Consider the following 11,831-nt stretch of genomic DNA (forward strand, 5'->3'; position numbering starts at 1 on the left):
CTGCAGCTGCTGCGTCTGATGAAGCCTCGCCTGGCGATCACCACCGGCGAGCCTGCGGGCATCGGCCCGGAGATCGCGGCCAAGCTGCTGGCCCGCGCACCCGCCGGCATCGATCTCATTCTGGTGGGCGATCGCCTGCTGCTTGAGCAGAACGCAGCGCGCTTTGCGCCTCAGGCGAGGCTGAAGATCTCCAACGTTTCGCTGGCCGCGCCGGTCCATCCGGGTCAGCTGGATGCCAGCAACGGCGCCTATGTGCTCAACACCCTGCGCCGCGGCCTGGACCTGATTGCGCGTGACGAGGCCGACGCCATCGTGACCTGCCCGGTGGCCAAGTCCGTCATCAACGACGCCGGCATTCCCTTCACCGGCCACACCGAGTTCCTGGCCGAGCAGACCGGCACCGAGCGCGTGGTCATGCTGCTGGCCGGCGGTGGCCTGCGCGTGGCCCTGGCCACCACGCACCTGCCGCTGGCACGCGTGGCCGCCACCTTGACGGTGGACAGCCTGCTACAGACCCTGCGCATCATCGATACCGACCTGCGCCGCAAGTTCGGCATCAGCACCCCGCGCATTGCCGTGTGCGGCCTGAACCCGCATGCGGGCGAGAGCGGCCATATGGGCCGCGAGGAAATCGAGATCATCACCCCGGCCATTGATGCAGCGCGTGAGACTGGCATCATCGCCACGGGGCCCTGGCCGGCTGACACCGTGTTCCAGCCGCGCATTCTGAAGGATGTGGACTGCGTGCTGGCCATGTATCACGACCAGGGCCTGCCCACGCTCAAGTTCGCCAGTTTCGGCCACGGCATCAACGTCACGCTCGGTCTGCCGATTATCCGCACCAGCGTGGATCACGGCACCGCACTCGACATTGCCGGGCAGGGCGTGGCCGACGAAGGCAGCCTGCTCGAAGCCGTGAACGCCGCCGCCGCCATGGTGCGCGCCCAGCGCGGCTCCACGAAGGGTGCGCGGGCATGAAGCACGTCGCCCGAAAGCGCTTCGGCCAGAACTTCCTCACGGATGAGGGCATCATCCACGCCATCGTGCGTGCCATCCGCCCGCAGCCCGGTGACGTGATGATCGAGATCGGCCCCGGCCAGGCCGCGCTCACGCGTCCGCTGGTCGATGTGCTGGGCCAAATGCACGCCGTGGAGATCGACCGGGATCTGGCCGCCGAGCTGCGCCGCCGCTTCGATGGCCGCCTCACCGTGCATGAAGGCGACGCGCTGGAGTTCGACTTTGCCGCCGTGAGTGCGCAGCCCCTGCGCATCGTCGGCAACCTGCCGTACAACATTTCTTCGCCGCTGCTGTTCCACCTCATGCGCTTTGCTGATCGCGTGGTCGATCAGCACTTCATGCTGCAAAAGGAAGTGGTCGAGCGCATGGTGGGCGAGGCCGGCAGCAAGGAGTACGGGCGCCTGTCCGTCATGCTGCAGGCGCGCTACTGGATGGAGCCGCTGCTGGACGTGCCACCCGAGAGCTTCGACCCCGCGCCTAAGGTGGACTCCGCCGTGGTGCGCATGATCCCCAAGAAGACCGACGAGGTCGCTGGCATCGACTTCCCCGCACTCGAAAAGCTGCTGGCCCAGGCCTTCAGCCAGCGCCGCAAGATGCTGCGCAACACGCTGGCGGGGCATGAAGCGGCATTGGAAGCCGTGGGCATCGCGCCCACCGCGCGGGCCGAGGAAGTGGCGCTGGATCAGTGGCTGGCGCTGCTGGCGCATACGCAGCGCAGCGCCTGAGCCCAGGTTTCACTAGCTAGATCCAGTATTCATGCGGGTTTTCAGGCCGAAATGGCTGGAAAGGCGCATGGGGCAAGCGGAAACGATATGTCGCGGGCCTCACTATCCCAACCGGCAGTGCGCGAGACCTCAGACCGGCTTGCGTCTCCGCCCGCCACGTTCGCGTCTTGAAGCGGCAGCAAGTTGTTCCGAACTCGGCGAACTCAGCTCTTGTTCGGGGGCTGTTGGCTCATCAACTTCCACAATTTCCATAACCACTCGGTCGCCTGGGCGTAGCTGGGTCCCATTCAACCAAGTCAACTGCCTTGGTTGAGGCGCGTGGATAGCCAAGCCCATCACCAGCAAACTGAAGACCGGGTTAGTGCAGTCGATGTTTTGGTTCGGACCAGAAGCACCAATTGATAGATGTGCGCCGAGCATGGCCAGATCTTGCGCACCGGCGATCACTTTAGGTTCGCCGTTAATCTCAATGCGAATTGCTGGGACTTTCATTGACTCTCCAAAAAGTCGATTCGGCTATTGAGGTGTTCGAAGCCAAAGGCGCTTCGATATTGTTCACGAACTAGTGCCCCGCTGCCCCTCCGCCAAACTCTGCAGCGCCGCCAGCCGCGCATACAAGCCACCCGCCGCCACCAGTTGCGTATGCGGCCCGCTTTCCACCACGCGGCCGTCTTCAAACACCAGGATGCGGTCGGCGTTCTGGATGGTGGACAGGCGGTGGGCAATCACCAGGGTGGTGCGGCCCTGCATGGCGACTTCGAGCGCTTGTTGCACGGCCTGTTCGCTCTCGGCGTCCAGGGCGCTGGTGGCTTCGTCCAGCAGCAGCAGGGGTGCGTCGCGCAGGATGGCGCGGGCAATCGCGATGCGCTGCTTCTGTCCGCCACTCAGGCGCACACCGCGTTCGCCTAGGTAGGTCTGGTAGCCCTCGGGCAGCTGGCTGATGAAGTCGTGGGCCTGGGCGGCGCGGGCTGCGGCCATGACCTCGGCCTCGCTGGCCTCCGGGCGGCCGTAGCGGATGTTCTCCAGTGCGTTGTCCGAGAAGATCACCGGCTCCTGCGGCACGACGCTGATGAGCCGGCGCAGATCGTCCAGCGCGAGTTCCGTTACCGGCACGCCAGCCACCTTCACGGCGCCGCCCTGCACGTCATAGAAGCGCGCCAGCAGCGCGAACACCGTGCTCTTGCCGGCGCCTGAGGGGCCGACGAGTGCCACGCGCTCGCCGGCGTTCACGTTGAAGTTGAGCGCGTGCAGCACCTTGCGTTCCGGCCGGGTGGGGTAGGCGAACTCCACCTGCTCAAAGGCCACGTTCACGCCGCCCGCCGTGGCGGGCAGGGCGGCGGGCTGCGCGGGTGAACGGATGCCGGGCTGAGCGCTGAGCAGCTCCACCAGGCGCTCGCTGGCGCCCGCCGCGCGCAGGGCGTCGCCCCAGACTTCGGCCAGCACGGCGGCGGCGCTGCCGACCATGAGCGCATAGATGGCGAACTGCGAGAGCTGGCCGAAGGTGGTTTCTCCGCGAATGACGGCATTGCCGCCGTCCCAGATGCCCCAGAGAATGCCACCCAAAAACGCCAGCATGATGAAGACGATCAGCATGGCGCGCACGCGGGTGCGCTTCATCGCCGTGGCAAAGGCGTCTTCCACGCGCTCGGCAAAGCGGCGGTTCTCGCGGCCCTCCTGCGTCATGATCTGCACGGTGCTCATGGCGTTGAGCGTTTCGCCGGCCTGGCTGGAGATGTCGGCCACGCGGTCGGTGCTGGCGCGGCTGAGCTTGCGCACGCGGCGCGAGAACAGCATGACGATGCCGATCATCACCGCAATCATGGTCAGCACGATCAGCGTGGTCTTGGTGTGGCCGATCAGGAGCATGATGACCGCGCCCACCAGGGTGATGCAGTTGCGCAGGCCCATCGACAGGCTGGACCCCACCAGGGTTTGAACGAGCGTGGTGTCGGTGGTCAGGCGGCTGAGCACTTCACCCGTCTTGAGACTTTCAAAGAACTCCGGGGGCTGCTGCAGCAGCCGGGCATAGACCGCGCTGCGGATGTCGCTGACCACGCGCTCGCCCAGCCAGGTGACGATCATGAAGCGGGCGCCGCCCCCCAGGCTCATGATGATGCCGACGATCGCCAGCCCCCAGAGCGTGGTCTTGAGGTAGCTCGTGTCGCCGTGCTGCAGAGCGGGGGCGAAGCCCTGGTCGATCACCTGCTTGAGCATCACCGGCAGCACCAGTGCCGCCAGCGCGGTGATGACCAGGAACACCCCAGCCAGAACTACCCGCGCCCGATAGGGCCGGATGAAGGGCAGCAACGCACGCAGCACCGGCAGCTTGTTGGGTGGGGCGGGGTCGGGCTTGGGGGCAGACATGGGGCGCCGTTCTGTGGATGCCGCGCTGCGGCGTGCTGTGCAGGCCGCTGCGCGGCGTTGTGTCGATGCCGCTGCGCGGCTCAGAGTTTCAACTTGCTGGCGTATCCGGTCATTTCAAGATAGCCGCGTCCGGTCAGGGTACCGCTGACCCGGCTCAAGCCCTCCCAGTAGGCGACGGTCCCCAGACGGCGGGTGACGAGCTCCTGGTCGTCCATTAGGGGCACGGTCTCGATGCGGTGCGGCCCGAAGCTGATGCGCTGCGCCACCGGATAGCGTGCGCCGCCCCCATGCCTGGGGCTCACCCAATGGCGCAGCGGCTCGAAGCGCACGTCATCGGCGCCGTACTGCGTCATGCGGCCAGCGGCGTCGCGCAGGGCGGCGTGGGCATAGACGGCGCGCCCGGCGGCATCGCGGATCTGGAAGGCCATGAGTGCGCCGCCGTCGTCCAAATTGATGCCGATCCAGTCCCAACCCACGCCGGTGTCGCCCAGCACCTCGCTGGACCATTCCTGATCGAACCAGGCCCGGCCGCGCGCCGCAATGAGGGGCGCGTCCGGTAAGCGGATCGTGCCGCTCACCGCCAGCTGCGGCAGGCTCACGTAGTAGCTGGACAGGCGTGGGTCCGGCCCCTTTTTCGAAAAGCCGCCCTGGCCCTGCAGCATGCGCGGCTGGGTGAGCGCCAGTGTGAGATCGAAGGCCAGCTGCGGGTCGCGCACCTGGATGCGGAAGCGCTCGGGCTGCCCCGCCGGCTGCGCATCTTCCCGCCAGATGCGCCAGTTGCCGATGAAGTGGTCGCAGTCCGTGAGGCTGAAGCCGGCGCCCAGGGGCACGCGGGCAGCGCGCTCGGCGTGCAGGATCTTGCCGCGCCGCGCATCGCTCACGGCGCCGTGCGCAAACATCAGCTGCTGCAGCGCCAGCGGATTGGCGCGCTGCTCGGGCGACCAGTCCGGCGCAATCAGGCGCGATCTGAACAGCGTGAACTGAAAGCCGATGTGTTCGTGCGGCGCATCCAGGGCGCCGGTGATGTACCACCACTCGGTGCGAAAGTCCGGATGTGCCGCATGGTCGGCTGGAAAGCGCAGTACCCGGCCGGGCAGAACGGGTGCATAGCTGGGGGCGGTCTGCGTGCCATCCAGGACGCTGGGCGCCGCCTGCGCTCCGGCAGCTGTCGGCAGGCTGCCGATTGCCGCGAGCTGCGCGGCCCGCGCCAGAAGCAGACGGCGGCTCAGCATGGATACCCCGAGCTAAACACGTAGAAGTCCATTTCATGCGCTTCTTCAGGCCAAAATGGCTGAAGAAGCGCGCCAGACAAGCGGAAACCCTTTCCAGAAGTCATGCTTGGGGGCTGCGAGCGGCAAGGAAGATTCATTGGCTGCTCGCCAGAATCTGCGCCACTGGCAGGCGCGTGGCGCGCCGCGCCGCCAGGTGGCTGGCGACCAGCCCCGCGACCAGGGTGGCCAGCGCGCCGGCCGCCACCAGGCGCCAGGGCACATCCAGCGGCATGCGCCAGTGAAAGGCCTGGGGATTGATGACATGGGTCAGGATGGCACCGATCGCCACGCCGCACACCGTACCGACTGCAAGCCCCGTGAGCACGATCAGCACGCCTTCAAAGCGCACGGCCTGCGTGAGCATCGCGCGCGAGAAGCCCAGCGCGGCAAGCATCGCCATCTCGCGGCTGCGCATCCAGACACTCGCCGCCAGGGTCACCGCCAGACCAAACAAGCCGATCAGCATCGCTGCCGCTTCCAGCGCATAGGTCACGGCAAAGCTGCGGTCGAAGATGCGCAGGGACAGCGCACGGATCTCGGCGGACTCTGCCACCTCCACGCCGTGACGCGCAGTGAGTTCGCTGAGCAGGGCCTTGGCAGGCGCCAACTGGCCTTCGCGGGGCCACAGCGCAATGTCGCTGGCTTCGAAGCGCCCCCCGAGGGCCTCGAAGTCCGAGCGCGCCAGCGTCACTGCCCCAAACTGCCGCGCGTAGTCTCGCCACACACCGCCCACATGGAACTCGCGCGTGCTGCCCAACAGAGGCAGGCGCAGGCGGTCGCCCGGCTGCAGGTCGTAGAGCACGCTCATGGGCTCGCTGATCCATGCACTGACCGACCCTGGTGGCGCAGGCAGTACTGCGCCAGTGAAGGGCAGCCGCTCACCTGGGCGCTGCGGGTCCAGATCGCGGATGACCAGATCGAGTGCCGGGCGGGCCGGGTCTAGCACCACCGGGCGGACGGCGAGTTTCTCGATGCGCTCGAAGCGGCCGCTGGCCGCAAGCGCATCCAGCGCCGGGGCGGGCAGCGGCGTGCCGCGGGTGCGGGCATACAGTGGCGCTGGCAGCACCTCGTCCAGCCAGGTATCCACCGCCTCGCGGAAGCTGGACACCATGATCACCATGCTCGCCGTGAGTGCAAAGCTGACGATCAGCCCGCTGGCGGCCACCTGCGCCATCAGCGGTGCCTGTGCCACCTGCTGTGCGGCCACCGTGAGCGGCGCGCCGCGGCCGGATCGGGGGCGCCGCGCCAGCCAGCGGAACGCGGCCGCGGTGGCGATGGGCGCCAGCAGAATGCCAAGCACCAGCACCAGCGCAATGGCCGCATAGCCAGCCACAGGCAGCCCACGCCAGGGCGGCAGGGTGAGCAGCAGCGCAATCAGCGCAGCCAACACCAGCAGCAGGGCCGCACGCCGTCGTGGCGTGGCCGCATGTCGTTCATGCACAAAGCCGCTCTTGAGGGTCTGGGCCGGCGTCTGCGCGCGGTTCAGCAGGGCGGGGTACCAGGCCCCGGCGACGCTGGCGATGAGACCGAGCAGCGCGAAAGCGGAGGCGGCCCAGGGCGCGGGGTCGATCACCGGGTTGCTGCCGGCAAAGTAACCACCGCCCAAGTCTCCACCGAGCGCCCAAGTGAACAGCAGGGCCAGGCCATAGCCCAGCATCAGCCCCAGCAGCGCGCCGGGCACACCGATGGCACTGCCTTCGAGCAGAATCTGCATGAAGCGCTGCCGCGGCGTGAGGCCGAGCACGCCGAGCAGCGCAAACTGCGGGGCGCGCTGCGCCACCGCAGTGAGCTGCGTGGCAAAGACCAGAAAGGCGCCGGTCAGCAACGCCACGAGCGCCAGCACATTCAGGTTCACGCGGTAGGCGCGCGACAGGTTGGAGACGCGCAGGTTGTCGTCTTCGGGGCGCTTGATGAGCAGTGCTGCGTCCAATTGCGCACGGGTTTGCGCGATCCATGTGTCGGCATTCACATCCGGCGCCAGGCGCAGTCGGATCTCCGACACCTGGCCTGCTTCACCCAACGCGGCCTGCACCCAGGCGATGTCGGCGACCAGTACCTTGCTGCTCCCGCCCAGCGCGGGCAGATCACCTGCCAGCGGCGCCTGCCATTCGCGGGTGCCGCGCCGCAGGCTCAGGATCTGACCGCGTGCGCCGCCCAGTTCGCGGACCAGCGTGGGGCTTGCAAACAGCGCGGGGCCGAACAGGTTGGTCGCCTCGGCACGGCCGCGCTGATCGCGGGGCAGCAGGGTCGGCGTGATCTGGGCAATGGACAGGGTATCCAGCCCCAGCAGTGTGATCGGCTGCGCCTTGCCCGAGTCGTCGATCAGCTGGACGCGCAGCTGGATCACAGGGCTGGCGATCAGCACCTGCGGATCGCGGGCAAGCGTGTTGAGCTGCGCCAGATCCACGCCGCGGCCGTCGGCGCCGTCGGCGGCGCTGAGGATCGCGTCCGGCTCGCCCTGCAGGGCCTGCATGGCGCGGCTGAAGTCAGACAGCGCCGCGCTGTTGATGAGATGGATCGCATAGCCCAACGCGACACCCAGGGCTATGGCGAGCACCGACAGGGCCGTGGCCGTGCGCCGGCTGCGCAGCAGGCCCAGCAGCAGCCAGCGCGAGAGCTGCTTGGGCGGCAGCCAGGCGCCTGCCACTTACGAGGCCTCCGCGGCCGCGCGGTCTTGCTGCAAGCCGTCGCGGGTGAGCGTCAGCACCCGATCGCAGGCCGCGGCAACCTGCGCGGAGTGCGTGACGATCAGCGCTGCTGCGCCGCGCGAGCGCGTCTGTGTCAGCAGCAGATCGAGGACGTCTTGCGCAGTGCGCGGATCCAGATTGCCGGTGGGCTCGTCCGCAAGGATCAGGGCGGGCGCGTGGATCAGCGCGCGTGCGATGGCCACGCGCTGCAGCTCGCCACCCGACAGGCTGGTCGGCATGCGCGGGCCGAAGCCTTGAAGGCCGACCGCATGGAGGATCTGCTCGGTCCGTGCGCCATGCTCGGCCGGCGGCACCTGCGCAAGCAGCAGGGGAATGGCCACGTTCTGCGCAACCGACAGGGCGGGCAGCACATGAAACGCCTGAAACACGAAGCCCAGCCGGCGGGCGCGCAGCTGGGCGGCCGCAGCCTCGTCCAGCGCATGCATCGGTTCACCGTCGATCAGTACGCCTCCGGTGTCGACACGGTCTAGCCCTGCGATGCAGTTCAGCAGGGTGGACTTGCCCACGCCCGATTCGCCCACCAGCGCGACCACCTCGCCTGCAGCGATCTGCAGGCTGAGTTGGTCAAACACGGGCCGAGAACTGGCCGCAAAGCGCTTTCCGAGTTGATGCACATGGAGCATCGGCCGATTGTATGGACGGGGTTTGACCGGCCCGTGGCGACCGCGGGCTGGCCGCCGGGGTGCGACATTGCGCTGCGGGAAATGCAGGGCAAAACCGGGCAATTCCGGCGGCATGACCGGCCGAGCAGCGCTTCAGGCAGGGGGTGGAACTGCCGATAACGGCTCGAACCCCTGAAATTCCTGAACCCATGAATCAGCCTGCATCCGCAATCCAGACGGCCCCCAGCATGGAACCCACGCGCCGTGGCCGCTTCGCACTGATGGTGATGGCCATTCTCGCGTTGACCGGCTGCGAGCTGCTGGGCATTGAAGATCCGGCCAAGGTGGCAGCCGCAGTCGAGGCCGACGGCAAGGCGATTGGCGCGGCCTGCCGCCACGCCGCGCGCGCCATCGAGGACTGCTATGCCCGCAACCCGCGTGCATCCAAGGCTGCGGTCTTCGCCGGATGGCGTGAGATGAACGACTACATGGCCGAGAACAAGATCGAGCCGGTCAAACCCACTGAAGCCGACAAGGACAAGATGAGTCTGCCAGGACTGCCCCCGGGATTCACCTTACCCGCCATGCCTGCAGCACCGGCTGCCGGTGAAACCAAGGCGGCTGGCAAGCCCTAAGGCAGACCGCAGGACAGCGGGTGTCCACCTGACCCGCAAGCGCTGCGTCTTGCGGGCTCATCCGACTGGACGATTGATGATCTGAGGCGCTAGCGTTGCGCGCTTCAACTTCGTCGTCCGCTTCATGACCCTGAACACCCCCGCGCTTTCCGCCGCCCTGGCCCAGCATCTCGAAGGTCGCAGCGGCATTGCGCGCGTCTGGGAGTCAGCCTGCGTCCACCTGAGCGACCGGCTGCAGTGCACGAGAGTCAGCCTGTGGTTGTACTCAGGCGAACGCGATGCACTGGATCAGCTCTGCCTGCTGGATGCACGGACGAAGAGGTTTGCGTCCGGGATGCGTCTGAGCAGGGGCGACTTCCCGGAATACTTTCAGGCCCTGCGCGAGTCTGATGTGATCGACGCACCAAGCGCACGTACGCATCCAGCGACGGCTTGCTTTGGCGACGCCTACTTCCTGCCGGCGGACATTCATTCGCTGCTCGACCGGCTCGTGTTTGATGCTGGCGAGCCCGTCGCTGTGATCTGCTGCGAGCACTGCGCAGCTCCGCGAACCTGGTCCGAACAGGATCACGAGATCCTCGCGGCCGTGGCCCACGAGATCGGGCAGGCGTTCACGCTGGCGCGCTCGACTCACGTAGCCTGAGCGCTTCAGCCGAGCAGCAGCACTTCCGGGCGCTTCGCTGACAGCCAGCGCAGCAGGCGAGGGTAGAAGGTGTCCGGCGTGATCGGCTTGGCGAGGTGGTCGCTCATGCCGGCATCCAGACTGCGCTGCCGGTCCTCTGAAAAGGCATCTGCGGTGAGCGCGATGATCGGTGTGTCTGCGTGTTCGGGCAGCTGCCGGATGGCACGCGTGGCCGTCTGGCCGTCCATGACCGGCATGTGAAGATCCATCAGGATCAGATCGAAGCGCAGCTGCTCGCACAGCTTCACAGCCTCGGCGCCGTTGTGCGCCTCAGTCACGCCGAGCCCCACGAGCGCGAGCTGCGAGCTTGCGACGAGCCGGTTCACTTCATTGTCTTCCACCAAGAGTATGCGGCTGCTTCTGAAGTGGTGGCGCAGGATGCGTTCCGGCGCGAAGAACAGGCGCTCGGGTTCGGACAGGCTGGTCGTTCCAGCCGGACCGGACGCGAGCGCTTCGCTCAAGCCCAGCCGGGCGGTGGCCCAGAACAAGCTGCCGCGGCCGACCGCGCTCTCCACACCGACGCTCCCACCCATCATCTGCGCCAGCTGGCGGCTGATGGACAGACCCAGGCCGGTGCCGCCGTAGCCGCGCGTGCTGGAAGGGTCAGCCTGCTCGAAGGGCTGAAAGATGCGGGCCTGCGCATCGGGCGGGATGCCCACGCCCGTGTCCTGCACCTCGAAGCGCAGGGTCACGCCCGTTGCATCGCTGGCCTGCACGCTGCAGCGCAGGATGATCGCGCCGGACTCGGTGAACTTGACGGCATTGCCCAGGAAGTTCAGCAGGATCTGAGTCAGACGCGTGGGATCGCCCACCACCCAGCGCGGTACCTCATCTTCGATCTCGTGATACAGACCGAGCTTCTTGGCGCGGGCGTTGGTTTCTACCAATACCAGCAGGCGCGTGAACAAGGCGCGCAGATCAAACGCCGTGGGCTCAAGCACCAACTTGCCGCTCTCGATCTTCGAGATGTCGAGCACATCGTTGATCAGCAGCAGCAGATGGTCCGCGGCTTGCACCATGTGCTGCACCTGGCCACGGGCTGCGGGCGGCAGATCCCCGCGCAGCAGGATCTGTGAAAAACCGACGATTGCATTCATCGGCGTGCGGATCTCGTGGCTCATGTTGGCGAGGAACGCACCCTTCGCACGGCTGGCGACCTCGGCAAGGTTTTTGGCGGCCTCGAGATCGCGCGTCCGGTCTGCGACCTTGGCCTCTAGGGCTTCATTGGCGCTGCGCAGCGCTTCGCGCAGTTCGCTGGCGGCACGCAGACCGGCGGTCATGTCGCGGCCGATCAGAAGGAACAGCAGGCAACCCAGGCTGAGCATGAACAGGGTCACCACGATCTGCACCCGAATGGAGCCGGGCGCCTGCGGCGGCAGCGAGTTTGTGGCCTCCATGCCGAACAGAGTCAGCAGAATGAGCACCACGGCGATGAATGTGCCTGTGGCCCAGCGGGCGCCGAGCATCCAGCCCGCGAACGCGATCAGCGGAAGAAAGGCCCAGGCCACCGGCGCCCGGAAACCGCCATTGACGGCAGAAAGCACGCCAATCGCCGCGGTGATGCTAATCAACAGAATGGCGGAGGCAAGCCGGTGGTGCCCGCGCGCCTGCGCCACCCAGGTCAGTGCAACGACCGCGAGCATGAACACATTGACGCTCACCCGCCGCGCGTCAAATGCTCCTTCGATCACATAGGCCGTGTTCAAGCCTAACGCTGCAAGCGCAATGCTGATGCAAGCAACGCGAAGGAACCATGCTCGCCGATCAAGGCCGGTGTGTTCGTTGTAGGCGCGCAGCATGAGGCTGAGGGATTGGGGGCGGCGTGGA

At 67.0% G+C, this 11,831-nt stretch carries 10 protein-coding genes; 4 read left to right on the forward strand and 6 right to left on the reverse strand.

The features are described from left to right. The first annotated feature begins 18 nt into the window (after positions 1–18). Positions 19–978: a 4-hydroxythreonine-4-phosphate dehydrogenase PdxA gene (gene pdxA / locus ACMDW7_RS04725; protein WP_377305124.1), complete on the forward strand. Its 960-nt coding sequence runs from the start codon at positions 19–21 to the stop codon at positions 976–978. Further along, positions 975–1,742 carry a 16S rRNA (adenine(1518)-N(6)/adenine(1519)-N(6))-dimethyltransferase RsmA gene (gene rsmA, locus ACMDW7_RS04730; protein ID WP_377305122.1) on the forward strand — a complete coding sequence of 256 codons (768 nt, stop codon included), beginning with the start codon at positions 975–977 and terminating at the stop codon, positions 1,740–1,742. The genes pdxA and rsmA overlap by 4 nt, the downstream gene beginning before the upstream one ends. A 129-nt stretch (positions 1,743–1,871) precedes the next feature. Here the strand turns inward: rsmA and ACMDW7_RS04735 are convergent, their stop codons facing one another. The 5 genes from ACMDW7_RS04735 to ACMDW7_RS04755 all read right to left on the reverse strand — a co-directional run bounded on the left by ACMDW7_RS04735 (position 1,872) and on the right by ACMDW7_RS04755 (position 8,708). After that, the gene (locus tag ACMDW7_RS04735; protein ID WP_377305121.1) at positions 1,872–2,234 is read right to left on the reverse strand and encodes a hypothetical protein; all 363 of its coding nucleotides are present in this window, start codon (positions 2,232–2,234) and stop codon (positions 1,872–1,874) included. Between the two features lie 63 nt (positions 2,235–2,297). Further along, complete coding sequence (locus tag ACMDW7_RS04740) at positions 2,298–4,106, reverse strand: ABC transporter transmembrane domain-containing protein (protein ID WP_377305120.1); 1,809 nt, start codon at positions 4,104–4,106, stop codon at positions 2,298–2,300. A gap of 80 nt (positions 4,107–4,186) precedes the next feature. Further along, on the reverse strand, positions 4,187–5,338 hold the full coding sequence (locus ACMDW7_RS04745) for a lipocalin-like domain-containing protein (RefSeq protein ID WP_377305118.1): 1,152 nt from the start codon (positions 5,336–5,338) through the stop codon (positions 4,187–4,189). Positions 5,339–5,471: 133 nt separating this feature from the next. Continuing rightward, positions 5,472–8,024 carry an FtsX-like permease family protein gene (locus ACMDW7_RS04750; RefSeq protein WP_377305116.1) on the reverse strand — a complete coding sequence of 851 codons (2,553 nt, stop codon included), beginning with the start codon at positions 8,022–8,024 and terminating at the stop codon, positions 5,472–5,474. Then, on the reverse strand, positions 8,025–8,708 hold the full coding sequence (locus ACMDW7_RS04755) for an ABC transporter ATP-binding protein (RefSeq protein WP_377305114.1): 684 nt from the start codon (positions 8,706–8,708) through the stop codon (positions 8,025–8,027). A gap of 188 nt (positions 8,709–8,896) precedes the next feature. Between ACMDW7_RS04755 and ACMDW7_RS04760 the strand changes: the two genes are divergently transcribed. Then, a complete protein-coding gene (locus ACMDW7_RS04760; protein ID WP_377305112.1) occupies positions 8,897–9,322 on the forward strand; it encodes a hypothetical protein in 426 nt (141 codons plus the stop codon). A gap of 124 nt (positions 9,323–9,446) precedes the next feature. Further along, positions 9,447–9,965, forward strand: a complete 519-nt coding sequence (locus ACMDW7_RS04765) for a GAF domain-containing protein (protein WP_377305110.1) — start codon at positions 9,447–9,449, stop codon at positions 9,963–9,965. 5 nt (positions 9,966–9,970) lie between these two features. On the opposite strand, the gene ACMDW7_RS04770 is transcribed toward ACMDW7_RS04765, so the two are convergent. Further along, complete coding sequence (locus tag ACMDW7_RS04770) at positions 9,971–11,803, reverse strand: ATP-binding protein (RefSeq protein WP_414859612.1); 1,833 nt, start codon at positions 11,801–11,803, stop codon at positions 9,971–9,973. Between the last annotated feature and the right edge of the window lie 28 nt (positions 11,804–11,831).

Origin of the sequence: Piscinibacterium candidicorallinum (genome assembly GCF_047549485.1) — a bacterium.
GTDB classification, from domain to species: domain Bacteria; phylum Pseudomonadota; class Gammaproteobacteria; order Burkholderiales; family Burkholderiaceae_C; genus Piscinibacterium; species Piscinibacterium candidicorallinum.